This is a genomic window from Novosphingobium sp. FKTRR1 (assembly GCF_020404405.1).
Classification (GTDB): domain Bacteria; phylum Pseudomonadota; class Alphaproteobacteria; order Sphingomonadales; family Sphingomonadaceae; genus Novosphingobium.
In genome coordinates this window covers 84,431-106,768 of sequence record NZ_JAIZDA010000013.1, presented here as the reverse complement: position 1 = coordinate 106,768, position 22,338 = coordinate 84,431, and the positions used below count along the sequence as shown (strand labels likewise).

The window sequence follows — 22,338 nt, the reverse complement described above, 5'->3', positions numbered from 1 at the left end:
CGCACAAGCTGCCAACTTCGCCAATGCCATCCGAACCGACATGTCTTTTGCTCTCGTTACCCTACCGTTGTTGCCATAACCGATGCTGATGAACAGACGGTTCCTTGGCTTCCGGCCCATCGCGATCAACGCAGATCACATGGCACAGGGCAATGCCGTTAACCCTATTCGGGTGCGCCGATCCAGGCGTTTGTGCATCGATACGGGACAGCGGGGCAATCTTGTCCCGATCTGGAACCGAATCCGTTCAGCAAGTTAGCTGGGCCCAGCGGCATCGTCGGGGTCGAACAGTCCGGGCAGCAGCCCCGAAGGCGGGGTCATGCCCAGATGCTGCCAGGCGCGGTCGTTCAGGCAGCGGCCACGTGCGGTGCGCGCGACCATGCCCAACTGGATCAGATAAGGCTCGATCACTTCCTCGATCGTGTCGCGCGGTTCGGAAAGCCCAGCAGCCAGCGTTTCGACGCCGACCGGGCCGCCCTTGTAGATATCGGCGATCATCATCAGGTAGCGGCGATCCTGCAGGTCCAGCCCCAGCGAATCGACCTCAAGCCGGGTCAGCGCGTTGTCGGCGATGGCGCGGGTGATCGTTTCCGCTCCTGCAACTTGCGCAAAATCGCGCACGCGCCGCAACAACCGCCCGGCCACGCGTGGGGTGCCGCGGGCGCGCCGGGCGATTTCGGTCGCCCCGCCCGCATCGATGCCGATGCCCATCAGGCTGGCACCGCGTGCCACCACGCGCTCCAGTTCGGCCACGGTATAGAACTGCAAGCGCACCGGAATGCCGAACCGGTCGCGCAAGGGCGTTTGCAGCAGCCCCTGCCGGGTGGTCGCGCCGATCAGCGTGAACGGCGGCAGGTCGATCCGCACCGAGCGGGCGGACGGCCCTTCGCCGATGATCAGATCGAGCGCGCGGTCCTCCATCGCCGGATAGAGCACTTCCTCGACGATCGGATTCAGCCGGTGGATCTCGTCGATGAACAGCACATCGCCCGATTCCAGATTGGTCAGCAGTGCCGCCAGATCGCCCGACTTGGCGATCACCGGCCCGCTGGTGGCGCGGAAATTCACCCCCAGTTCGCGCGCGATGATCTGCGCCAGCGTGGTCTTGCCAAGGCCGGGAGGCCCGAAGAACAGCACGTGGTCCATCGCCTCACGCCGCATCTTGGCGCTTTCGATGAACACCCGCAGGTTGTCGCGCGCGGCTTCCTGCCCGACGAATTCGTGCAAGGTCTTGGGCCGCAGCGCCGCGTCCGGGTCTTCCTGCTGCCGGGCTGAGGAGAGGATGGGGTTGTCGGTCATGGTTTGAGGTGCTGCTGGCGAGCTAGATATTCGTCGAACATGGGAACGGTGAACGCTGTGTCACCATGAGCAGGGCTAAAAACCATCCCCTTCTTGATCAACGAACTTCGTACCGGCGCAATGCTCTCAACCGCGACATTCAATCGGGAGGCGATATCACCAGACCGATGGGGGCCCGATCCAAGTCCGGCCATGGCGAAAAGATACGCCTTCTCGCGCGGGGTGAGTCGGTCGAATCGTACCCTGAAGAAGCTTTCGTCAAGGCTGGCCAGTGCTGTCTGTGTCGCTTGCGCCACATCATTGCGGGTGATCGGCGAATGAATTGCCGCGTTCCAGCTATGATAACCCCATTCCTGCAGGAAATATGGGTAGCCGTTGGTCACGCGTACAGCTTCGTCCACAGCATCAGGCTCGTAGAGCACGCCCTCACGCCTCGCTGGTTCTATCAGGGCGGCTTGTGCATCCGTAGGTGCAAGAGCGCCAATTTGCGGATAGTCGAACAGCCGTTCTGCGTAGGATTTTGATTTTCCAGCCAAACCAACCAATTGAGGTAACCCGGCGCCGATCACGACAACGGGTAGCTGTTTCTGCGAAATCCTGTGTACCGCCATTATGAGCGCGCTGAACTCGGCTTCGGCGACATATTGAACTTCGTCAATTATCAGGGCGACAGCAGTGTCACGGGCCTTGGCAGCGCGGCCAACCGCTTCAAGCAAGTCCGGAAGATCTGCTTCCAAATCCCCACTATCGGCCACACCATGTGCCGGATCGATGCCCAAACCTATTTCAACCTCACCAACCGTGATCTTGAGCGTATTGGCAAACCCCTTGAGCACCATGAGCGAGCGTTTGACTACTTCGTTGACTTTTTCCTTGGAATCCAATTGCAGCAAGATCCGGCGCAGGCTCGGCAGCAGCACTTCCGGAAGGGACTTGCCTTCAGGCGTTTCGACCAGGGCGGCACGATAGCCGGCTTCTTCGGCAATCTCTTGAATGCGATTAAGGAGAACGGTCTTCCCGACGCCGCGCAATCCGACGAGCATGAAACTCTTTGCGGGTCGGCCTTGTTTGACGCGGGCCAACGTGATGCGCGTTCGTTCCAGTACGTCGTTGCGGCCAGCCAATTCAGGCGGTTGGCTTCCGGCGCCTGGCGCATATGGGTTGGTGATGGGATCCATAGCGATCTTTCAAAACTTACTCTCAAAAACGATAAGATCAATAAGGTTACTCAAACTCACCCCGCCGCCCGCTTCAGCGCCACGCGGACCACGTCGTTCAATCCCGCATCGTCGCCCAGTTCCTTGACTGCGGCGGCAACCGCGATGCTGGCGGTGGCCGGCTTGAAACCGAGGTTCTGCAAGGCGGAGACGGCATCGGCGCTGACCGAGCCTTCGGGCACCGCGCCCAGCCCCTCGATCGGCGCGGCGCCGGGGCCGGTGACGATCGGGGCGATGCCGCCGGCCTTGTCCTTCAGTTCGTTGACGATGCGGCTGGCGAGCTTGGGCCCGACGCCGTTGGCGCGCGCGACCATGGCGCTGTCTCCGCCCGCGCAGGCGCGCTGCAGTTCCTCGACCGACAGCGCCGAAAGGATGGCGAGCGCGACCTTCGACCCCACCCCCTGCACGGCGGTGAGCAGGCGGAACCATGCGCGTTCACCCGAGCTGGCAAAGCCGATCAGCCGCATGTCGGTTTCGCTGACCTGCATTTCGGTGTGGACCACCACCTTGTCGCCCCGGATGCCCAGATGCGACAGTGTCTTGGCCGAAGCCTGCACCAGATAGCCGACGCCATTGACGTCGATGATCGCCCAGTCGGGGCCGAAGTCGTCGAGGGTTCCGGTAAGCTTGGCGATCATGGTTTGTTCTCTATGGCAGGGATTGCCTCCGCCGAAAAGCCCCGTTGTCGGCCCTGGCCTCGAGCGTGCTCAGCCGAGCAGTCGGCTGATGATATCGGGGTGAAAGCTGCCGCCCAGAAAGCCGTTGAGGCCCATGAACAGGCCGAACGCGCCGAACACCCACGCGGCATAGAGCAGCCACGCATTCTCGGCGAGCGCGGCTACTGCGGCGATGGAAATGGCGGTGGCGATCGATGCGTCGGCGGCGTCGAACTGGTCGTCGTGAAAGTTCAGCCGGTCGTAGGTGTCGCTCTGGTCCTTGGCCTTGGCGGCGAGCAGGGGGGCTTCGGTGCGATAGCGCGCGATGTCGCGGTCAAGCGTGGCGATGGCCTCGTCGGCCTTGCCCGGAGCGGCCAGCAGCTTGAGCTGAACCCGTGCGTTTTCCGCGAGATGCTGCTTGGTGCGCGCCGCCTGATATTCGTTCCAGGTATCGATGGCGCCGGCCTGCGCCTGCTCCATTGCCTGCACGATGTTGCCGTCCTTGATGTTGCACAGCCCGGTAAAGACCGAGAGTACCACCACGGTGATCGCGATCCGGCGGTTGAGCCGCTTGTCCTTGGCTTCGGCGCTGATTTCCATTTCCATGCGGCCTATGTGGGCCAGCCGATGGTCGCAGGCAAGGGTGGCTCAGCGGTGGCTGCCGAGCATGTTGGCGTGGGTGATCGCCACCGCGAGCGCGTCGGCGGCGTCCTCGCCCGCCAGCTTCACGCCGGGCAGCAGCACCTTGAGCATCGCCTGCACTTGCAGCTTTTCGGCGTTGCCGGTGCCGACCAGCGCCTTCTTGATGATCTTGGTCGGGTATTCGGCCACGGGCATGCCGCTGCGGGCGAGCGCGACCATGGCCACCCCGCGCGCCTGCCCCAGCTTGAGCGTGGACTGCGGGTTGACGTTGACGAACACTTCCTCGACCGCGCCGGCATCGGGGGCATAGATGCCGATCACCGCATTGAGCGCGGCGTCCAGCTCGACCAGCCGTTCGGCCATCGACGCCTTGTTGTCGGTGCGCACCTGCCCGTTGGCGACATGGCTCAACCGGCTGCCCGACTTGGCGACCACGCCCCAGCCGGTGACGGTTAGGCCGGGGTCGATGCCCAGAATGATCATGTCACAATTTCAGCCCGAAGCGTGGACCGATGTGCATCATGCCCAGATAGAGCGCGACCGTGAGCGCGCAGCCCGCAGCCAGCGCCACGGCAAAGGGCACGCCCTGCCGCAGCAGCGCAGGGATCAGCAGGAACATCGGCAGCGAGGGCAGCACGTACCAGAAGGTTGCCTCGGCGTGGATCGCCATGTTCTCGGCGTCGGGGCGATCGTGCCACAGCAGGATCATCCCCAGCACCGAGACCAGCGGCAGCGAGGCCACCAGAGCCCCCAGCGTCGGCAGCTTGCGCCCGATCTCGGCGATCAGCGCAATCATCAGGCCCGACACCAGCGCCCTGACGACAAGGTTCAGCATGAGGCCGCGCTCAACGCCACGACGCGAAGGGCCGGGCCGAAAGAGGCTGATTTGCGATCAACCCAGCTTTTCCATCACGTCGTCAGGGATGTCGTAATTGCCCCAGACGGTCTGCACGTCGTCGTCATCGTCGAGCACGTCGATCAGCTTGAGCAGCGTGGCGGCGGTGTCGGCATCGACCGTGGTCTTGAGACCGGGCTTCCACGCCAGCTTCACCCCTTCGGCTTCGCCCAGGATCTTTTCCAGCTCGCGCGCGACCGGGTGGAGGTTTTCGACCGCGACCCAGATGCTGTGCGAATCTTCGTCCGATTCGACGTCCTCGGCACCGGCCTCGATCGCGGCTTCGAGCACCTTTTCCTCGTCGCCGACCTTGCCTGGGTATTCGATCAGGCCGAGCCGTTCGAACCCGTGGCTCACCGCGCCGCTCGCGCCCAGATTGCCGCCGTTCTTGGCAAAGGCGGTGCGCACGTTGGTGGCGGTGCGGTTGCGGTTGTCGGTCAGCGCTTCAACGATGAGCGCGACGCCGCCCGGGCCATACCCTTCATAGCGCACTTCTTCGTAGTTATCGCCGTCGCCCTTGCTCGCCTTGTCGATCGCGCGCTGGATATTGTCCTTCGGCATCGACTGCGCCTTGGCCGCGTTGACGGCGGCGCGCAGGCGCGGGTTCATGTCGGGATCGGGCATGCCCATCTTGGCCGCGACGGTGATTTCGCGGCTGAGCTTGGAGAACTGCGCCGAGCGCTTTTTGTCCTGCGCGCCCTTGCGGTGCATGATGTTCTTGAATTTGGAATGGCCTGCCATGGGTCTTGCTTCTTGGCTGTTATCGTTGCGGGGAATGCTGGCGGCCCTAGCCCAGCCTGCGCCATCGGGCAATCTTTCGCGCAAAGTCGCCCCGCCGCAATTTCCGCTACCCCGCCTTAACCTTTGCAGGCGCATGTCCAAGGGCATGTTCGGCCCGATCCGCGAATTCGCCGCATGGCTGGCGCGCCCGCAAGTGCTGCACCCCGCCGGGTTCGGCGAGGCGGGTGCGTGGCGCCGCTGGAGCGCGTTGCTGGCGCTGCATCTGGCGGTGCTGCTGGGCGTGCTGCTGCCGCTGATGGCGTTCTGGCAGCATGCGCTGGGCCTGCCCCAGCCCGAGGCGTTCCTCAAGTTTCCGCGCGGGGTCTTGCTGGTGGCGGTGGTGATCGCGGCGCCGATCGGCGAGGAAATCGCCTTTCGCGGCTGGCTGACCGGCCGTCCCCGCTCGCTGTGGTTGCTGGCCTGCGGGGTGCTGGCCGCAGCGCTGCTGGCGGCGGTTTCGCTCCATTGGCACGAGGCGGCGGCAAGCCTTGGCTTCGTGGCGCTGGTGCCGGTGGCGGCGCTTGGCTGGTGGTGGCTGCGCGGCCTGACCGAGCCGCCCGGCTGGTTCGTGGCGCTGTTTCCGGCGGCCTTTGCCGCATCGACGCTGGCCTTCGGCCTGTCGCATCTGACCAATTATCCGGTGATCAGCCTTGCGCTGCTGCCGATGGTTCTGCCGCAATTGTGGGCCGGGTTGGTGCTCGGCTTCGTGCGGATGCGCATTGGCTTGCCTGCCTCGATGCTGATCCACGCCATCGCCAACGCGGTGGCGGTGGGGTTCGCGCTCGCCTCGTCGTGAAAGCGCGCGAGGCTGCGCTCAGAGCACCTTCTGCCACCAGCCGACATCGCGAAACGCGCCCAGCTTCCAGCCGACTTCGCGATAGATGCCGACCGGGGTGAAGCCCATCGCCTGATGCAGCGCGATGCTGCCCGGATTGGGCAGGGCGATCCCGGCAAAGGCGGCGTGGCTGCCGCGCTCTTTCAGCAAAGGCAACAGCGCCGCATAAAGCGCCCTGCCGATGCCCTGTCCGGTTTGGCCGCCCGCGACATAGACAGCCACGTCGCACGATGTGGCATAGGCGGCGCGGGTGCGGTGGGGGCTGGCATACGCGTAACCGACCAATGCGCCGCCGCGTTCGGCCACCAGCCAGGCGTGGCTGGCGCTGTAGTCGGCGATGCGCCGGGCCATTTCGGTGGCATCGGGCGGATCGGTTTCGAAGCTGACCCAGCCCTCGGTCACATGCGGCCGATAGATGGCGGCGCAGGCGGCGGCGTCAGCGCAAGTGGCGGGGCGGATGGTGATGGCTTGCCCGCTCATGCCAATCCGCCTCCTGCCAATCAGGCTTTGACCAATCCGCCTTTGGCCGATACGCGGCTCAATCGATGCCGAGTGCGTTCTTGTAGGTTTCGAGCACCGCTTCCATTTCGCGGCGATCGTCGGGCTTCATCTTCCGCAGGCGGACGATCTGGCGCATGATCTTGGCGTCATAGCCAGTCGACTTGGCTTCGCTGTAGACGTCCTTGATGTCGTCGCCGATGCCCTTCTTTTCTTCTTCAAGGCGTTCGATGCGCTCGATCAGCAGGCGCAGGCGGTCGTCGGCGGAGTCGGCCATCGGGTAATGCTCCGGTGCAAGAGGGTTTCAAGAAAGCCGGGGCCTTAGGCGCTGCAAGGCGATTCGTGCAAAACCCAGCCTGTGGAAAGTTCAGTCGTCGCCAGCGTCGCCAGCGTCGCCAGCGGCCAGTGCCTCATCCTTGCGGCCCTTGAAGCCTTGCGCGATCACGTACCATTCGGACGAATCCTTGCGGCTGGCGGGCGGTTTGGCGTGCTTCACGCTGGTGAAGTTCTGCTTGAGCAGGGTCAGCAGTACGGTGTCGGTGCCCCCGGCAAAGACCTTGGCCACGAACGCACCGCCCGGAGCGAGGCTGGAAATGGCGAAGTCCACCGCGGTTTCGACCAGCCCCATCGTGCGCAAGTGGTCGGTCTGCTTGTGGCCGACGGTGTTGGCCGCCATGTCCGACAGCACCAGATCGGGCGGCCCGTCGAGCGCGCCTTCAAGCGCGGCCGGGGCCTCGTCTGCCATGAAGTCCATCTCGAAGATGGTCACGCCCTCGATCGGGTCGGTCGGCAGCAGGTCGATGCCCACGACCTTGGCGGTCGGTGCCTGTTTGCGCACCACCTGGCTCCACCCGCCCGGCGCGATGCCCAGATCGACCACGCGCTTGCGCCCGCGCAACAGCGCGAACTTCTCGTCCAGCTCGATCAGCTTGAACGCGGCACGGCTGCGCCAGCCTTCGGCGCGGGCCTGCTTGACGTAAGGGTCGTTGATCTGGCGCGACAGCCAGCGCGCGGACGAGGCCGTGCGCTTCTTGGCGTTTTTCAGCCGCTCGCCCGGATCGCTGCCTGACCGGCTCATCGGTGGTTTCCTGTCTGTATGGAGGCGCCGTTGGGCGTGCCGTTGGTGGCGGCGGGGCCGCGCTCGGGGGTGTTGCCGCTGGCCATCAGGCCGCGCAGGATGCCTTCGCGGATACCCCGGTCGGCAATGCCCAGCCGGGGGGCGGGCCAGATGTCGAAGATCGTCTCCAGAATGGCGCAGCCCGCCACCACCAGATCCGACCGTTCGCGCCCGATGCACGGCAGCGCCACCCGCTCGGCATAGGACAGGCGCGACAGGCGCTGGCTGATATCGCGCATGGCGCCGGTCGGCACGATCACCCCGTCGATCGCGCGGCGATCGTATTGCGGCAGTTCCAGATAGAGGCTGGCCAGCGTCGTCACCGTGCCGCTGGTGCCCATCAGGCGCATCGCGCCGGTCGCCAGCGCGTCATCGCGCAGCGGGGTGATCCGTTCGGCAAAGGCGGCAAAGTCGCGCGCCACGCGGCTGCGCATGTCGTCATAGGCGGCAAGGCGGGCCTCGGCGCTGTCGCCGATCGCGCCGATGCTTTCGGTCAGCGAGACGACGCCCCACGGCACCGACTGCCAGTCGAGGATATGCGGCACCCCGCCGGTCGGATCGACCAGCACCATTTCGGTCGAGCCGCCGCCGATGTCGAAGATCATCGCCAGCCCGTCGCCATGCTCCAGCAGGATGTGACAGCCCAGCACCGCCAGCCGCGCTTCTTCCTGCGCGGTGATGATATCCAGCCGGATACCCGTCTCGCGGTGGACGCGGGCGATGAAATCCGCGCCGTTGCTGGCACGGCGGCAGGCCTCGGTCGCCACCGAGCGGGCAAGGTGGACATTGCGCTTGCGCAGCTTGTCGGCGCAGATGTGCAGCGCGGCAAGCGCGCGGTCCATCGCCGCGTCCGACAGGCGGCCCGATTGCGCCAGCCCTTCGCCCAGCCGCACCACGCGGCTGAACGCATCGATCACCACGAAATGATCGCCCGAGGGTCGCGCGATCAGCAGGCGGCAATTGTTGGTGCCAAGGTCGATCGCGGCATAGGCCTGCCGATGATAGGGCGCGCCTGTGCGCTGGGGTTGGGGGGTGTCGATCCTTGGTGAACTGACCGACTGCGCGCCGACGCAGGCCTGCGCCTTTGCCGCGGCAGGAGCGATGCCATGAGCCTTTGCCGCGTGTGTCCGCGGCGGCGCCAGAGGGGGCCGTTGTCGCTCGGCGGGCTGCACCGCGCCCACGCTGATACCGACAGGGGCTGGCTCAGGCTTGCCCGAAGGCCCGTCGGTCGGCGCTGCCCTGCGCCGCTTGTTCCGACCGGACCGCCTGCCCGGTTCCCGTGTCGGCGGAAGAATATCCGCCATTGATCGCAAGTCGCTTTTTCACCACGCCGGAAGATACCGCCGCGGAACTTGGGGCCGACACTAGCGCTGCCGTGCCCCCCCGGCAAGTGACCTGCGCAAGACACCGGAACAGCGGGTTGACTCGGCCGTTCCGCGCGCCTAGAGGCGGCCACCCACTGCCCCGTCGTCTAATGGTAAGACACCGGATTCTGATTCCGTTTATCGAGGTTCGAATCCTCGCGGGGCATCCATTTCCTGAAAATCTGATGTGAATGCGGGCAGGGGCCGTGCCTTTGGCGCTGCGCTGCGCGCGTGTGTGTCGCTGCGGGGAACGGGCTGCTCACCGCGAATCACCGGGTTTCACAAAGCGCCTTGCATTGCTGCGGACTTGCGCCTAACCGGGCCGGGACAGGAGGCAACGCTGACGGGTGTTGTCTCCTGTTATGCGTTTGCGGGCAGGTAGAATTCCCGGCCCAGCGATCTCCGGTTCAGCGGGCCGCAGCGGCGGCGCGGGCGATTTCGGTCAGCCCTTGCGCCAGCACCAGATCGGCCTGACGGTTATCCCCCAGCAGCGCGCGGTGCAGCGCCATCAGTCGTTCGACCAGCCGTTCCAGCCGCTTGCCTCGCCAGCGCTTCAACTGACGGGCGATGTCGGGCTTGTCGCGGAAGAAGATCGCCCGCTCGCCGTCAAGGAACACGCTGATATCGTTGCGACGGCCCAGCCGTCCGGCCAGTTGCGCCAGTTGCGCGGTGCGCCGCTCGAACGCCAGCAGCAGCCCCACCGGGTTGATGTCCTGTTCACGAAAGCGCGCCAGTTCGCCGGTCAGCCGATCCAGATCGCCCGACAGCACCACGTTGACCAGCGGGGCAAAGCCGTCGTCCTCGCTGACCGCGCCGATCGCATCGAGCGCCGCATCGGTTGCGCTGCGCGGCGCCTGCGGACTGGCGTCGAGGTACAGGGCCAGCTTTTCGATCTCGCTGCGCGCCATGCGGGTGTCGAGCCCGGTGGCGCGGGCGATGCGTTCGGCCAGATCGTCGGTCAGACGCAGGCCCGCCGCCTCGCCCATGTTGCGCACCGCCGCGCTGACCGCGCGCAGTTCGGGCGGGTGGAACACCGTGACCAGCGCGTCCTTGCGGTCGGCCAGCAGCTTGGCGATGCGCGATTTGTCGGTGGCCGAGGTCGCCACGATGACCACCGGCCAGCCATCGACCGGGCTGGCCAGCAGCGTCTCGACCGCCTCATAGGCCTCATCGCCTGCGGTGCGCACGCGGATCAGCCGCGAATCGCCGAACAGCGAGGTCGAGCGCGCCTCGTCCGCCAGCCGCACCGAATCGCGCTTCAGGTCGCCGCCGTTCAAGTCGATGCGTTCGGCGTCGGGGAACAGCGCGGCCACTTTGTCGGCGCCGTCGGCGCAGCCTGCCTCGTCGGGCCCGCAGAAATAGAACACTTTGGCCTCGCGCCCCGCCTTGGCGAGCGTGCTGGCAAACGAGCTTTGCGTGGCCTTCATCGGAGCTGTGCTTGTGTCACGGCGCCGGTCAGCGCGTCTGGCGCAGCCGTGCGGCGACGCGGGTGACGATCTGGTCGGCCAGATCGCGCGACAGGTTTTCGAGCGCGGTCTGTTCGGCCGCGATCACCGCGTATTCGCTCGACACGATGTCGATGCCCTGATCCGAGGTGGCGGTGGCATCGAGCACGATCGCCCCGCTGGCGGTATCGACCAACTGGAACCGCGCGCGCAGCGTCCGCCGCTCGCGCGTCACCGCATCGCTGGAAACAAGGCCGAGGCCCTGCAACCGCTCGTCCAGCCGCACGTCGAGCCGGTAGCGCGGGTCGGCCTTGCCGCCTGCGGCAAAGCGGTCGGTCAGCGCGTTGCGCACCAGAAAGCCCGACTTGCCCTCGATCGGGGCGACTTCGACCCCCGCGATGGCGCGGGCCACTTCGCCCTTGCCGCCGCCGGCATACATCGGATGCAGGCCGCAGCCAGACAGCAGCGCCAGCGCCGGGGCGAGCAGGAGCAGCCGCTTACGCAACGACGTTGACCAGCCGGTCGGGCACGACGATGATCTTGCGAACCGTGGCGCCATCGAGCGCGCGCTGCACTTTGTCCGAGGCCAGCGCGAGCTGTTCAAGCTCGGCCTGCGGCGTGCCCTTGGCCACGGTCAGCGTGTCGCGCAGCTTGCCCTTGACCTGCACCGCGACCGTCACCTCGTCATCGACCAGCAGCGCCGGATCGACCGGCGGCCACGCCGCATCGGCCACCAGCCCTTCGCCGAAGCGCTCGAACGCCTCTTCGGCCAAGTGCGGCATCATCGGTGCGACCAGCAGCAGCAGCGTGCGGATCGCGGCCGAGCGCGAGGCTGATGGCGCGGCCTTTTCGGTGGCGCCGGTCAGTTCATAGATGCGCGCCACGGCCTTGTTGAAGCCCAGCGCGGCGATGTCCTGCGCCACCGCGTGCACGGTCTGATGCGCCTTGCGGTCGAGCGCCTTGTCCTCGCCCTCGGCTTCGACCGAGTACTGCGCGAACAGCCGCCACAAGCGCTGGACGAACCGCGCGCAGCCTTCGATCCCAGCCTCCGACCATGGCAGGTCGCGTTCGGGCGGGCTGTCGGACAGCATGAACCAGCGCACCGCGTCGGCGCCGTACTTGGCCACGATCTCGTCCGGGTCGACCACGTTCTTCTTCGACTTGGACATCTTGATGACGCGGCCGACGGTGACCGCCGCGCCGTCCGCCTTCAACGTCGCGCCCTCGCCAGTGCGTTCGACCTCGCCGGGGCTGAAGAACACCGGCGCACCGTTGTCAGGGTTGGTGCGTTCATACGTCTCGTGCGTCACCATGCCTTGCGTGAACAGGCTGGCGAAGGGTTCCCTGACCGCGATCTTGCCGATGCGTTCGAGCGCGCGGGTCCAGAACCGGGCATAGAGCAAGTGCAGGATCGCATGCTCGATGCCGCCGATGTACTGCTCCACCGGCAGCCATTTCGCGATCTGTTCGGGGTCGAACGGGGCGTCGGCGGGCTGGCTGGCAAAGCGCAGGAAGTACCAGCTCGAATCGACGAACGTGTCGAGCGTGTCGGTCTCGCGCCGCGCCGGATGGCCGCATTGCGGGCAATCGACGTGCTTCCATGTCGGATGCCGGTCGAGCGGGTTGCCGGGAATGTCGAAGCTGACATCCTCGGGCAGGACCACCGGCAAATGCTTCTTGGGCACCGGCACCACGCCGCAGATCTCGCAATGGACGAACGGGATCGGCGTGCCCCAGTAGCGCTGGCGCGAAACGCCCCAGTCGCGCAGGCGCCACACCGTCTTGCCTTGGCCCCAGCCTTCGGCTTCGGCGCGGGCGATGATCGCGGCCTTGGCCGGGGCGACGGCCATGCCGTTCAAGAAGTCCGAATTGACCAGCACGCCGTCGCCGGCCTCGGCCTCGGCGCCGAACGGCGCGTCGGCAAGGTCGGCGCTGGCGGCGACCACGCGCAGGATCGGCAGTCCGTACTTGGTGGCAAAGTCAAAGTCGCGCTGGTCGTGGCCGGGCACCGCCATGATCGCGCCGGTGCCGTATTCCATCAGCACGAAGTTGGCGATGTAGACCGGCAGCGGCGCGCCCGTCAGCGGGTGCGCGGCGGTGAGGCCAGTGTCGAAGCCCAGCTTCTCGGCGGTTTCCAGCTCGGCCGCGGTCGTCCCGCCCTGCTTGCACAGCGCGATGAAGTCCTGCGCCGCCGGATTCCCCGCTGCCACGCCTTGCGCCACCGGATGATCGGCGGCGACGGCGACGAAGCTGGCGCCGAAGATCGTGTCGGGCCGGGTGGTATAGACATCGAGCGAGGCGCCGTTCGACAGCGTGAAGCCGAACTGCATGCCTTGCGATTTGCCGATCCAGTTTTCCTGCATCAGCCGGACCTTCTCGGGCCACTGGTCAAGCGTTTTCAGCCCGTCGAGCAGCTCGTCGGCAAAGTCGGTGATCTTGAGGAACCACTGGTTCAGCTTGCGCTTTTCCACCAGCGCGCCGCTGCGCCAGCCGCGCCCGTCGATGACCTGTTCGTTGGCCAGCACGGTCTGGTCGACCGGATCCCAGTTCACCGCCGATTCGCGGCGATAGACAAGGCCGGCGGCATAGAGATCGAGGAACAGCGCCTGTTCGTGGCCGTAATAGTCGGGCTCGCAGGTGGCGATCTCGCGGCTCCAGTCGAGCGCGAAGCCGAGCCGCTTCAACTGCGCCTTCATCGTGGCGATGTTCTCGCGCGTCCAGCCGCCGGGGTGCACGCCCTTTTCCATCGCGGCGTTTTCGGCGGGCATGCCAAAGGCGTCCCAGCCCATCGGGTGCAGCACTTCGTGGCCCTGCATCCGCTTGGCGCGGGCGAGCACGTCGCCCATCGTGTAGTTGCGCACGTGGCCGATGTGGACGCGCCCCGAAGGATAGGGGAACATCTCGAGGATATAGCTGCGCGGCTTGGCCGAGGCATCGTCGGCGCGGAACGACTGGCGTTCATCCCACACGCGCTGCCAGCGGGTGTCGGCCTGAGAAGAGTCGAAACGGGTAGGTTCGGAACGGTCTGCGGTCATGCGGCCACCTCTAGGGAGAGGCAGCGCGGCGCGCAACCGTGTGGAGCAGGGCCGGTCATGCTAAACCGGCCCGCTCGGGCACGATCAGCCGCGAATGGTCTGACGGCGCAAGTCGCGCGCCTTGGTCAGGATGATATCTTCCAGTTTCTGCACGGTGGCGGCCTGGATCGGCGCATCGACCCAGCCTGCGCCCTGGGCGACCTGACGGCTGGCGGCGACCCGCACCGCATCGGCGCGCAAGTCCTGATCGAGGATCGAGACGGTCACCTTGATCCGCTCACCCGGATTCTTGGGGTTGGCGTACCAGTCGGTGACGATCACGCCGCCATTGCTGTCGGCCTGCAGCAGCGGCATGAACGACAGCGTATCGAGGCTGGCGCGCCACAGATAGGAATTGACGCCGATCGTGGTCACCTTGCTGGCGGCAAGGTCCAGCGTGGGGCGCGCGCGCTTGTGGGCGCAGCCGCCGACCAGCGCGACGATGGCCACCGCGGCAATCAGCCGTCCGAACGGCACGCGCCCGGCACGCAGCGAAACGCGGGAAAGGGCGCGGGGGGCACGGTCGGGAGCGCTAGTCGTCACGGCGATGGTCGTCCTTGCTGGCGTTCCGGGGCAGGGGCTGCCACCGTGACGCAACGGAATTATGCGAGCGCTTGCAGGCAGGGTGCCTGCAAGCCATTACTTGCCTCTAACACCGCCGTGCGCCGCGCGGCAAGCGCGTTGCGGCGCCTGAACGACGGGGCCAGAATGACGGGGCCAGAATGACGGGCCGGCCAGAATGACGGGCCGGAATATCCGGACCGGGCCGCTCAATCACAGCGGCCCAGACGGTGAATGCGTGCTGAATGCCCGAGTGGCATCTCTGGGGAGGCATGTCTGGGGCAGCGTTCGGGGCCGATGTGGATATTCGGCAACACGTACAAAGGAACTGACCTGCCGCCTTGTGCAGGGTGGAATTCCGTTAATCGGCATCCTATACATTGATCGGTGGGAAAGCCTCTTGCGGCGCAGGTTTGCGTGGCTGGGGCTGCCCGAATCGGTTTCAGATGGAAAGGCGGTACGGCGTCATGCGCGGCACAAAGGCGGATCAGAGCGGATCGAGGGGCTTGGCCCGTCGCTTGCGCGCGCCCGCCATGGTGGCCGCTGCCGTGGCGCTCGGCATGGTCGTCGCACCCACCGTCAGCAGCGCTTTTTCCAGCCGTTTTCATGCGCCTGCGGTCAGTCTGGCGGCGCGTGGCGGGGTTGGCTCGTTCACCCCGGCTTCGGTTGATCCGCGTCTGGCCGCACAGTTTGCCGCGCGCATTCAGGGCGGCACCCGCCTGTTCCGCTTCACCCCCGCCGGGACCGAAACGCGCCCCGATCGCGCGGTGACGGTGGCGGTGCGAATCGCCGACTTCAACACCCGCGTGATCGACGTTCACGGTGCGCATGGCGGAATCGCCGCCGCGCCGGGCGCCGCGCCGGAACGAATCGCGCCGCTGGTGTTCAACCTTGGCATGTCGCGCGGGTATCAGAACTTCGCCGGATCGCCGGGGCTTCCGCGCGAAATCCAGCGGCTCGACGTTCCCGATCTGCGCAGCTTCGGCAAAGCCGCCGGTCTTGCCGCTACCTCGACCACGCCCGCCGATTCGTTTGCGCTGGCACCGCGCGTCGAACTGGGTGAGCGCGAACGGCTTGGCCGCGCGCCGCGCACGCTGGAAAGCCAGGGTGAATACCGGCTCGATCTGGGCGGCAGCTACCGCCTGACGCGCAACCTCGATGTCACTGCCGGGGTCCGCTATTCGTCGGACCGCGATCGTCTGCACCCGCTGACCGATCGCAAGCAGGACAATCAGGCGGTCTACGTCGGAACCCAGTTCCGCTTCTGATCGCCGACCTTCGCGGTCTCTGCTTTCGCTTTTCATCTGAACAATCCGCCAGTTCGGCGCTCGTGCTGACGTGCGTCTGCGCCGTCTGGCCCATTTCGCAATGCTATTCGTCCGCTTTGGTCGATGGTCTTGCTTGTCGCCCGCGTTTTGCCGCCCTACCGTAGCGTCCGAGGATTGCTTGAGGGAGGCAGTGGCATGGGGCGTGTTGCAGTGGTTACCGGCGGAACCCGTGGAATCGGGGAAGCCATCAGTCTGGCGCTTCAGGCACAAGGCCGTACGGTCGTGGCCAACTATGCGGGGAACGAGGCGAAGGCCAAGGCCTTCACCGAAGCAACCGGCATCCCCACGTATCGCTGGGACGTCGGCGATCATGAAGCCACGCTCGCCGGGATCACGCAAATCACCGCCGACCTTGGCCCGGTCGACATCGTCGTCAACAACGCCGGCATCACCCGCGACGGCGTGCTCCACCGGATGAGCTTCGACGACTGGAACGAGGTCATGCGCATCAACCTTGGCGGGTGCTTCAATCTGGCCAAGGCAACCTTCCCCGGTATGCGCGAACGGGGCTGGGGCCGCATCGTCAACATCGGCTCGATCAACGGCCAGGCCGGTCAGTACGGTCAGGTCAATTATGCCGCCGCCAAGTCGGGCATCCACGGCTTTACCAAGGCGCTGGCGCAGGAAGGCGCCAAGTTCGGCGTTACCGTCAACGCGATTGCGCCGGGCTATATCGACACCGACATGGTGGCCGCCGTACCCGCGCCGGTGCTGGAAAAGATCGTCGCCAAGATCCCGGTCGGACGGCTGGGTCAGGCCGCCGAAATCGCCCGCGCGGTCGCCTTCCTCACTTCCGAAGAAGCAGGCTTCGTCACCGGCTCGACCATGAGCGTCAACGGCGGCCAGCATATGTACTGACGATGGCAGGCGGGCAGCAAACGTCGCGCTGCCCGCCGGTGCCGCAAAGCGGTAGCCATCGGCCCTGCCAGCATCGGCTCGGCCAGCTTCGGCTCGGCCAGCATCAGCCCTGCCAGCGGAGCGGTGGACCCCAAGCCCGGCAGACACCGCGCTTGCCCATCTCCGCGCCGTGCGGCAGGGTCGGGCACATGATCTCCCCCTATCACCCGCCGGTCAAACGCTCGGTCGAGATCGCCGGGCACAAGACCTCGATCAGCCTTGAGCCGCTGTTCTGGGACTTGCTGCGCACTGCTGCGCAAGATGAAGGCGTGCCGATCAACGCGCTGGTGGCGCGGATCGATGTGGAGCGCATCGCCAGCCCGACTCCGCCGGGATTGGCGGGCGCGCTGCGGCTGTGGCTGGCGGCTCGGTTCGCCGCACGGGGGCTTCGATCCACCGATGCCGAGGGCTGAACCCGCGATCCGGTTCAGCCAAGGTTCTGGTAGAGCGGTCTCCATAGGAGGCCACACGAAGTTCCAACAACCACAACAACCTTTGGGGATTCATCGATGCGTCGCACCATGCTCACGCTTGCCGCTTTTGCCACCGCGCTGCCGGTTTCCGCGGTGCTGCCCGGCCTTGCCGGATCGGCGCAGGCCCATGCCCGCCATCGCTACTATGCCAGCGCGCCCGTGCGCCGCTGCCGCCATTCCAGCGGTACGGCCGGGCTGATCGCGGGCGGCGCGGCGGGCGCACTGATCGGCAACGGCCTGATCGGCGGGCCGGTCGGGATTGCGGCGGGCGCGGTCGGAGGCGCCTTTGCCGGGCGCGCGGTCGACCGCACGATGACCGCCAAGAAGCGCTGCCGCTAAAGATCGGGCGCTGACTGTCAGGCGGGGTTCACCAGCAGTGCACCCCGCCGTCGGTTCGGCCCGTCAATCGCTGCCGACGCGCTCGACATCGGCGCCGAGCAGCGCGAGCTTTTCTTCCAGCCGTTCATAACCCCGATCGAGGTGGTAGAGACGGCTGACGCTGGTTTCGCCTTCTGCGGCAAGCCCTGCGATCACCAGACTCATCGAAGCGCGCAAGTCGGTGGCCATCACCGGCGCGCCCGACAATTGCTCGACCCCGTGGACGATCGCGGTGCGGCCCGAGGTTTCGATCCGCGCGCCCATGCGGTTGAGTTCGGGCACGTGCATATAGCGGTTTTCGAAGATCGTTTCGGTCAGCACCGAAGATCCCTTGGCCAGACACAGCATCGCCATCAACTGTGCCTGCATGTCGGTGGCAAAGCCGGGATAGGGCGCGGTCGAGATCGTGACCGGGCGCAGCGGGCCATCGGCGGCGACGTGGATGCCGCCCTTGACCGGTTCGACATGCAGCCCGGCATCGCGCAGCGCCTGCACGGTGGCTTCCATTTCCTCGATCCGCGCGCCGGCCAGCGTCACTTCGCCCCCGGTGATCGCGGCGGCGCAGGCATAGGAACCCGCCTCGATCCGGTCGGGCATGACCATGTAGGTGGCGCCGTGCAGCCGGTCGACGCCGTGGATGGTCAGGTCCGACCCGCCGATCCCTTCGATCTGCGCGCCCATCGCCACCAGCATCTGGCACAAGTCGACGATTTCGGGTTCGCGCGCGGCGTTGTGCAGCGTGGTCTTGCCGCGCGCCAGCACGGCGGCCATCAGCGCGTTCTCGGTGGCGCCGACCGACACGATCGGGAAGGCATAGCGCCCGCCGGGCAAGCCGCCATCGGGTGCGATCGCGCGGACGTAGCCCGCCGCCAGCTCGATTCGCGCGCCGAGCGCTTCCAGCACTTTGAGGTGCAGGTCGATCGGGCGGTTGCCGATGGCGCAGCCGCCGGGCAGCGAGACGGTCGCCTCACCCGCACGGGCGAGCAGGGGGCCGAGCACCAGGATCGAGGCGCGCATCTTGCGCACCAGATCATAGGGCGCGACCGTGCTGGTCAGGCGCGTCGCCTGCAGCGTCATTACCCGGCCGAAATCTTCCGGCCGCGCGCCCGCGATCGCGGTCGAGATGCCGAACTGGTTCATCAGGTGCTGGAAACCGTCGATGTCGGCCAGCCGCGGCAGGTTGCGCAGCGTCAGCGGCTCGTCGGTCAACAACGCGCAAGGGAGCAGGGTCAGCGCCGCATTCTTGGCGCCAGAGACGGGAACGGTGCCGGAAAGACGCTTTCCGCCGCGAATGATTATCTTGTCCATTGGCCAGCGGTTTACCGGGTTTCAACCGACACGCAATATTGCAGCGGCAAAAGGGCCGTTGCGCATTGGAATTCAGCGGCCATAACGCCACTGCAACACAGATCGGGAACAAGCACACTCATGACGACGACTGCTCAGCGCAAGCCCATTCGCAAGGCCGTGTTTCCCGTTGCGGGACAGGGCACCCGATTTCTTCCCGCGACCAAGGCGGTGCCCAAGGAGCTGCTGCCGATCGTCGACCGTCCGTTGATCCAGTACGCGGTCGATGAAGCGCGCGAGGCGGGGATCGAGGAGCTGATCTTCGTCACCGGGCGCGGCAAGACCGCGATCGTCGAACATTTCGACACCGCGTTCGAACTCGAAGCGACGATGTCGTCGCGCGGCAAGGACTTGTCGGTGCTCGATCCGACCCGCATCACGCCGGGCAATCTGGTGACGGTGCGCCAGCAGTTCCCCGGCGGGCTTGGCCATGCGGTGTGGTGCGCGCGCGCGGTGGTCGGCGAAGAACCCTTCGCCATCCTGCTGCCCGACGAAATGATGGTCGGCAAGCCGGGTTGCCTCAAGCAGATGGTCGAGGCTTACAACGAAGTCGGCGGCAACCTGATCTCGGTGCTCGAAGTGCCGCAGGACGAAGTGTCGAGCTATGGCGTGATCGCGCCGGGCGCGCGGATTTCGGACACCCTGACCGAAGTGACCGGCCTTGTCGAAAAGCCCAAGGTCGCCGAAGCGCCCAGCAACCTGATCATCTCGGGCCGCTACATCCTTCAGCCCGAAGTGATGCGCACGCTGGAAACGCAGGGCAAGGGCGCGGGCGGCGAGATCCAGTTGACCGACGCGATGGCCCGCATGATCGGCGAACAGGCCTTCCACGCCGTCACCTTCAAGGGCCGCCGCTTTGACTGCGGCAGCAAGGCCGGCTTTGTCGAAGCGACGCTGGCGATGGCGCTCGAACGCGAAGACATGGCCGACGACGTGCGCGCGATCATGCGCCGCCTGCTGGCGGAATAAGCGCGCACCCTTGTATCTCCCCTCCCCGGTGGGGAGGGGTTGGGGGAGGGCGTACGATCTCTCCTCCAAGCGCCGCGCACCCCCACCCAACCTCCCCCGAACGGGGGAGGAGCAAGTCGCGCTTGGCTGCAAGACTCTCCCCCTCTGGGCGAGGTGGCAGCCGCAGGCTGACTGAGGGGGGTGGCGGAGGGGGGTGGCGGCCACACCCCGCGCCCACGAAAAAAACCCGGCCGCGCGCACGCGGTCGGGGTGGAATCAATACGCACCTCTCCCGCAAAATCAGGACAGGTGAACCAAACGGGTGAATCGCGCGACCGGTGCGGCGCCTGCGGAGAGAGGCGCGGGGCTTGCCTTTACGGCATCGGGGCGGGGGCCATGCTCTGTGGCGAATGGCCGGGGTGGATGGCTCCAGACGAACCCGGCTCGGCCTGTGAAGAAGGGCAAACGGCACGTCCGCCGGGCGGCGGCTCGCTTACGGCCCGGCAGATGGCAGCGCAAGTATCGCACGCTGCGTCCACAAACCCTTACGCTGGCGCAGTTGTCGCCCGGCCAGGACTGGGAGGTACCGCCCCTGTCGTTGACCCCGCGCCCGCACCGGTCGCGCCGGATGGCGGTTGGCCCGCCATGCCGGAGATGCCAGGGCGAAGCCGGCCTTGGCCCCGCACCCGATCCATGGGCCGCGAATAACCCATATGGTTCATTTTGTCAAGGTGGCACGTGTCATCGCCGTAACGGCCGGTTCAGCCCTCGGGAAATTCCTCATAGCGCGGCAAATCGTCGGCGATCACGTGCCATGGCGCCTGGCTGCGCACGAAAATGTGCGCGCTCGGGCGGATCGTCGGCGGGCTGGTCAGGGTGCCGAGCGTGACGTGGGCAAAGGCGCCGTCGCGCACGATCGCCCACAGTTGCGAGCCGCACTGGCCGCAAAAGGCGTTGTGATTCGCCGCATCGCCCAGCCGCCTGACGTGTTCGGCCCCGCGCACCACGCTCACGGCGTCGGCGGCGATCCCGGCGAAGGGCTTGAACGCCGATCCGGTGGTGCGCTGGCAGTCATGGCAATGGCAGATCAATGCGTAGGCAAAGCGGTCGGGCACACTGTACCCGACGGCGCGGCAGTAGCATTCTCCGCGCAAAACGTCTTCGGTCATGGCCCGCCAAACTCCCGGCACGCAGCGAGGGCGCTCGCCCTCGCTGGGTGCCCGGTTCTTGCCTCAGGCCGCCTTCCACCGCAACGGCAGGCGCTTGAGTCCGCCAACGAACGTCGACTTCGCGCGTGCGGGTTCGCCAGCCAGTTCGACGCTGTCCAGCTTGTCGAGCAGCACGTCGAACAGGATGCGCATTTCCAGCCGGGCGAGGTGGAGGCCAAGGCACTGGTGCGCGCCCGCGCCGAACGCCAGATGGCGAGTTTCGGTGCGCGCGGCATCGAACCGGCGCGGATCAGGGAAGCGTGCGGGGTCGTGGTTGGCGGCGACATAGTTGAGCATCAGCCAGTCGCCCTCGGCGATCTTCTGGCCGCCCAGTTCGGTGTCGCGCGCGGCGGTACGCATGAAATGCTGCACCGGGGTGGTCCAGCGGATCGCTTCTTCGACGATGCCCGACAGCAGGCTGCGGTCGGCCTTGACCCGCGCGAACTGTTCGGGATCGCGGGCCAGGGCGAGCATCGCTCCGGCGGTGGAGGCGCTGGTGGTATCGTGCCCCGCGCTGGCGGTGATGATGTAGTATCCGGCGGTGTCGCGGTCCTCCAGCGGGGCGCCGTTGATGGTGCCGTTGGCGATCACGGTGGCCACGTCGTCGGTCGGATGCTTGCGCCGTTCGGCGGCCAGCGCGGCGAAATAGGCCTCGAAATCCTTGACCGCACCCGCCACGATCTGGCCGATCATCTCGGGCGGCAAGTCCTTGATGCCCGACTGGTTGAGCTCCTCGTCCTGCCCGCCGAACATCTGCTGGGTCAGCACGAGCATCCGCGCCTCGTCCTCCTCGGGCACGCCAAGGATCTGCATGACGACGTGGAGCGGATAGGGCGAGGACACCAGTTTGGTGAAATCGCCTTCGCCGCCCGCGTCGAGCAGGCGATTGACGGTGTGTTCGGCCAGCGTGCGGGTGCGCGCCTCGATCGTGCGCAAGTTCTTGGGCATGAACCAGTCCTGCGTCAGCCGCCGCAGTTGCGGATGCTTGGGCGCATCCATCTGGACCAGCGATTGCACCAGATGCGGGCTGCCCCCGGTGATCGAACGCGCCAGCGCATCGCCGCTGCGCAGCGCGAACACCGCGCTCTTGGGACTGTTGAGGAAGGTCTGGTTGTCCTTGCTCGCGGCCATCACCGCGTCAAAGCTGGATACCAGCCAATATGGTTCGTGGCTATCGTCGGGCGCGATCGCCTTGGCCACGCTGAGGCCCGAATCGCGCAAGGTGTCGAACTGGTCGAGCAGCGGATCCCACGCGGCATAAGAAGCCGGATCGATGACGGCGGCGGCGATTTCGGTTGGAACAACGCGTTCGGTGCCGCTGGTTGCAGTGGTGGTGGCCATTGGGGGCTCGCTCCTGGGGAGGAAGGGGGTGGCGC

The 22,338-nt window shown here is 66.4% G+C and carries 24 protein-coding genes and 1 tRNA gene; 7 read left to right on the top strand and 18 right to left on the bottom strand.

The features are described 5' to 3' along the window. Positions 1–255: 255 nt before the first annotated feature. From ruvB to LDN95_RS13565, 7 genes are all read right to left on the bottom strand, one after another. Entirely contained in the window at positions 256–1,299 is a 1,044-nt protein-coding gene (gene ruvB, locus LDN95_RS13595) for a Holliday junction branch migration DNA helicase RuvB (RefSeq protein WP_226018224.1), read from the bottom strand. Further along, positions 1,296–2,477 (bottom strand): ATP-binding protein, encoded by a 1,182-nt coding sequence (locus LDN95_RS13590; protein ID WP_226018223.1) that lies wholly within the window; start codon positions 2,475–2,477, stop codon positions 1,296–1,298. The genes ruvB and LDN95_RS13590 overlap by 4 nt, the downstream gene beginning before the upstream one ends. Positions 2,478–2,533: 56 nt before the next feature. After that, on the bottom strand, positions 2,534–3,154 hold the full coding sequence (ruvA, locus tag LDN95_RS13585; protein WP_226018222.1) for a Holliday junction branch migration protein RuvA: 621 nt from the start codon (positions 3,152–3,154) through the stop codon (positions 2,534–2,536). Positions 3,155–3,223: 69 nt separating this feature from the next. Further along, a complete protein-coding gene (locus LDN95_RS13580; protein WP_226018221.1) occupies positions 3,224–3,778 on the bottom strand; it encodes a DUF4337 domain-containing protein in 555 nt (184 codons plus the stop codon). Positions 3,779–3,820: 42 nt separating this feature from the next. Continuing rightward, complete coding sequence (ruvC, locus tag LDN95_RS13575) at positions 3,821–4,297, bottom strand: crossover junction endodeoxyribonuclease RuvC (protein ID WP_226018220.1); 477 nt, start codon at positions 4,295–4,297, stop codon at positions 3,821–3,823. A gap of 1 nt (position 4,298) precedes the next feature. Beyond that, on the bottom strand, positions 4,299–4,649 hold the full coding sequence (locus LDN95_RS13570; RefSeq protein WP_226018219.1) for a DUF3147 family protein: 351 nt from the start codon (positions 4,647–4,649) through the stop codon (positions 4,299–4,301). A gap of 57 nt (positions 4,650–4,706) precedes the next feature. Further along, on the bottom strand, positions 4,707–5,450 hold the full coding sequence (locus LDN95_RS13565) for a YebC/PmpR family DNA-binding transcriptional regulator (RefSeq protein ID WP_226018218.1): 744 nt from the start codon (positions 5,448–5,450) through the stop codon (positions 4,707–4,709). A 133-nt stretch (positions 5,451–5,583) separates the two neighbouring features. Between LDN95_RS13565 and LDN95_RS13560 the strand changes: the two genes are divergently transcribed. Then, positions 5,584–6,285: a type II CAAX prenyl endopeptidase Rce1 family protein gene (locus tag LDN95_RS13560; protein WP_226018217.1), complete on the top strand. Its 702-nt coding sequence runs from the start codon at positions 5,584–5,586 to the stop codon at positions 6,283–6,285. 18 nt (positions 6,286–6,303) lie between these two features. On the opposite strand, the gene LDN95_RS13555 is transcribed toward LDN95_RS13560, so the two are convergent. From LDN95_RS13555 to LDN95_RS13540, 4 genes are all read right to left on the bottom strand, one after another. Beyond that, positions 6,304–6,804 (bottom strand): arsinothricin resistance N-acetyltransferase ArsN1 family B, encoded by a 501-nt coding sequence (locus LDN95_RS13555; protein WP_226018216.1) that lies wholly within the window; start codon positions 6,802–6,804, stop codon positions 6,304–6,306. A 58-nt stretch (positions 6,805–6,862) separates the two neighbouring features. Further along, a complete protein-coding gene (locus tag LDN95_RS13550; RefSeq protein WP_168851257.1) occupies positions 6,863–7,099 on the bottom strand; it encodes a DUF2312 domain-containing protein in 237 nt (78 codons plus the stop codon). 90 nt (positions 7,100–7,189) lie between these two features. After that, positions 7,190–7,900: an RlmE family RNA methyltransferase gene (locus LDN95_RS13545; protein WP_226018215.1), complete on the bottom strand. Its 711-nt coding sequence runs from the start codon at positions 7,898–7,900 to the stop codon at positions 7,190–7,192. After that, complete coding sequence (locus LDN95_RS13540) at positions 7,897–9,243, bottom strand: Ppx/GppA phosphatase family protein (RefSeq protein ID WP_226018214.1); 1,347 nt, start codon at positions 9,241–9,243, stop codon at positions 7,897–7,899. The genes LDN95_RS13545 and LDN95_RS13540 overlap by 4 nt, the downstream gene beginning before the upstream one ends. Positions 9,244–9,399: 156 nt before the next feature. Here LDN95_RS13540 and LDN95_RS13535 point away from each other — a divergent pair. Continuing rightward, positions 9,400–9,473: transfer RNA gene (locus LDN95_RS13535), tRNA-Gln, on the top strand. Positions 9,474–9,710: 237 nt separating this feature from the next. Here the strand turns inward: LDN95_RS13535 and holA are convergent. The 4 genes from holA to LDN95_RS13515 all read right to left on the bottom strand — a co-directional run bounded on the left by holA (position 9,711) and on the right by LDN95_RS13515 (position 14,284). Continuing rightward, positions 9,711–10,730: a DNA polymerase III subunit delta gene (gene holA, locus LDN95_RS13530; protein ID WP_226018213.1), complete on the bottom strand. Its 1,020-nt coding sequence runs from the start codon at positions 10,728–10,730 to the stop codon at positions 9,711–9,713. Positions 10,731–10,758: 28 nt separating this feature from the next. Then, positions 10,759–11,187, bottom strand: a complete 429-nt coding sequence (gene lptE / locus LDN95_RS13525; protein WP_226018242.1) for an LPS assembly lipoprotein LptE — start codon at positions 11,185–11,187, stop codon at positions 10,759–10,761. Between the two features lie 58 nt (positions 11,188–11,245). Next, on the bottom strand, positions 11,246–13,783 hold the full coding sequence (gene leuS, locus LDN95_RS13520) for a leucine--tRNA ligase (RefSeq protein WP_226018212.1): 2,538 nt from the start codon (positions 13,781–13,783) through the stop codon (positions 11,246–11,248). An 84-nt stretch (positions 13,784–13,867) separates the two neighbouring features. After that, positions 13,868–14,284, bottom strand: a complete 417-nt coding sequence (locus tag LDN95_RS13515; RefSeq protein ID WP_370631690.1) for a DUF3576 domain-containing protein — start codon at positions 14,282–14,284, stop codon at positions 13,868–13,870. Positions 14,285–14,889: 605 nt separating this feature from the next. On the opposite strand from LDN95_RS13515, the gene LDN95_RS13510 reads away from it, so the two are divergent. The 4 genes from LDN95_RS13510 (at position 14,890) to LDN95_RS13495 (ending at position 17,420) form a co-directional block, all read left to right on the top strand. Then, on the top strand, positions 14,890–15,651 hold the full coding sequence (locus tag LDN95_RS13510; protein WP_226018211.1) for a hypothetical protein: 762 nt from the start codon (positions 14,890–14,892) through the stop codon (positions 15,649–15,651). Positions 15,652–15,846: 195 nt separating this feature from the next. Further along, a complete protein-coding gene (gene phbB / locus LDN95_RS13505; RefSeq protein WP_226018210.1) occupies positions 15,847–16,569 on the top strand; it encodes an acetoacetyl-CoA reductase in 723 nt (240 codons plus the stop codon). 188 nt (positions 16,570–16,757) lie between these two features. Further along, positions 16,758–17,021, top strand: coding sequence for a ribbon-helix-helix domain-containing protein (locus LDN95_RS13500; protein WP_226018209.1), 264 nt, complete (start codon positions 16,758–16,760; stop codon positions 17,019–17,021). Positions 17,022–17,117: 96 nt separating this feature from the next. Continuing rightward, positions 17,118–17,420, top strand: a complete 303-nt coding sequence (locus LDN95_RS13495; RefSeq protein WP_226018208.1) for a hypothetical protein — start codon at positions 17,118–17,120, stop codon at positions 17,418–17,420. A 63-nt stretch (positions 17,421–17,483) separates the two neighbouring features. On the opposite strand, the gene murA is transcribed toward LDN95_RS13495, so the two are convergent. Next, on the bottom strand, positions 17,484–18,767 hold the full coding sequence (murA, locus tag LDN95_RS13490) for a UDP-N-acetylglucosamine 1-carboxyvinyltransferase (RefSeq protein ID WP_226018207.1): 1,284 nt from the start codon (positions 18,765–18,767) through the stop codon (positions 17,484–17,486). Positions 18,768–18,887: 120 nt separating this feature from the next. On the opposite strand from murA, the gene galU reads away from it, so the two are divergent. Beyond that, positions 18,888–19,775 carry a UTP--glucose-1-phosphate uridylyltransferase GalU gene (gene galU / locus LDN95_RS13485; protein ID WP_226018206.1) on the top strand — a complete coding sequence of 296 codons (888 nt, stop codon included), beginning with the start codon at positions 18,888–18,890 and terminating at the stop codon, positions 19,773–19,775. Positions 19,776–20,515: 740 nt separating this feature from the next. Here galU and LDN95_RS13480 read toward each other — a convergent pair. Both LDN95_RS13480 and LDN95_RS13475 read right to left on the bottom strand, forming a co-directional pair. Next, a complete protein-coding gene (locus tag LDN95_RS13480) occupies positions 20,516–20,923 on the bottom strand; it encodes a GFA family protein (RefSeq protein WP_226018205.1) in 408 nt (135 codons plus the stop codon). 63 nt (positions 20,924–20,986) lie between these two features. Next, positions 20,987–22,303, bottom strand: a complete 1,317-nt coding sequence (locus LDN95_RS13475; protein ID WP_226018204.1) for a cytochrome P450 — start codon at positions 22,301–22,303, stop codon at positions 20,987–20,989. Positions 22,304–22,338 lie beyond the last annotated feature (35 nt).

Bases quoted from the DNA above. Each gene is read 5' to 3' on its own strand.
- ruvB (WP_226018224.1), bottom strand. From the start codon at position 1,299: ATGACCGACAACCCCATCCTCTCCTCAGCCCGGCAGCAGGAAGACCCG.
- LDN95_RS13590 (WP_226018223.1), bottom strand. From the start codon at position 2,477: ATGGATCCCATCACCAACCCATATGCGCCAGGCGCCGGAAGCCAACCG.
- ruvA (WP_226018222.1), bottom strand. From the start codon at position 3,154: ATGATCGCCAAGCTTACCGGAACCCTCGACGACTTCGGCCCCGACTGG.
- LDN95_RS13580 (WP_226018221.1), bottom strand. From the start codon at position 3,778: ATGGAAATGGAAATCAGCGCCGAAGCCAAGGACAAGCGGCTCAACCGC.
- ruvC (WP_226018220.1), bottom strand. From the start codon at position 4,297: ATGATCATTCTGGGCATCGACCCCGGCCTAACCGTCACCGGCTGGGGC.
- LDN95_RS13570 (WP_226018219.1), bottom strand. From the start codon at position 4,649: ATGCTGAACCTTGTCGTCAGGGCGCTGGTGTCGGGCCTGATGATTGCG.
- LDN95_RS13565 (WP_226018218.1), bottom strand. From the start codon at position 5,450: ATGGCAGGCCATTCCAAATTCAAGAACATCATGCACCGCAAGGGCGCG.
- LDN95_RS13560 (WP_226018217.1), top strand. From the start codon at position 5,584: ATGTCCAAGGGCATGTTCGGCCCGATCCGCGAATTCGCCGCATGGCTG.
- LDN95_RS13555 (WP_226018216.1), bottom strand. From the start codon at position 6,804: ATGAGCGGGCAAGCCATCACCATCCGCCCCGCCACTTGCGCTGACGCC.
- LDN95_RS13550 (WP_168851257.1), bottom strand. From the start codon at position 7,099: ATGGCCGACTCCGCCGACGACCGCCTGCGCCTGCTGATCGAGCGCATC.
- LDN95_RS13545 (WP_226018215.1), bottom strand. From the start codon at position 7,900: ATGAGCCGGTCAGGCAGCGATCCGGGCGAGCGGCTGAAAAACGCCAAG.
- LDN95_RS13540 (WP_226018214.1), bottom strand. From the start codon at position 9,243: ATGGCGGATATTCTTCCGCCGACACGGGAACCGGGCAGGCGGTCCGGT.
- holA (WP_226018213.1), bottom strand. From the start codon at position 10,730: ATGAAGGCCACGCAAAGCTCGTTTGCCAGCACGCTCGCCAAGGCGGGG.
- lptE (WP_226018242.1), bottom strand. From the start codon at position 11,187: ATGTATGCCGGCGGCGGCAAGGGCGAAGTGGCCCGCGCCATCGCGGGG.
- leuS (WP_226018212.1), bottom strand. From the start codon at position 13,783: ATGACCGCAGACCGTTCCGAACCTACCCGTTTCGACTCTTCTCAGGCC.
- phbB (WP_226018210.1), top strand. From the start codon at position 15,847: ATGGGGCGTGTTGCAGTGGTTACCGGCGGAACCCGTGGAATCGGGGAA.
- LDN95_RS13500 (WP_226018209.1), top strand. From the start codon at position 16,758: ATGATCTCCCCCTATCACCCGCCGGTCAAACGCTCGGTCGAGATCGCC.
- LDN95_RS13495 (WP_226018208.1), top strand. From the start codon at position 17,118: ATGCGTCGCACCATGCTCACGCTTGCCGCTTTTGCCACCGCGCTGCCG.
- murA (WP_226018207.1), bottom strand. From the start codon at position 18,767: ATGGACAAGATAATCATTCGCGGCGGAAAGCGTCTTTCCGGCACCGTT.
- galU (WP_226018206.1), top strand. From the start codon at position 18,888: ATGACGACGACTGCTCAGCGCAAGCCCATTCGCAAGGCCGTGTTTCCC.
- LDN95_RS13480 (WP_226018205.1), bottom strand. From the start codon at position 20,923: ATGACCGAAGACGTTTTGCGCGGAGAATGCTACTGCCGCGCCGTCGGG.
- LDN95_RS13475 (WP_226018204.1), bottom strand. From the start codon at position 22,303: ATGGCCACCACCACTGCAACCAGCGGCACCGAACGCGTTGTTCCAACC.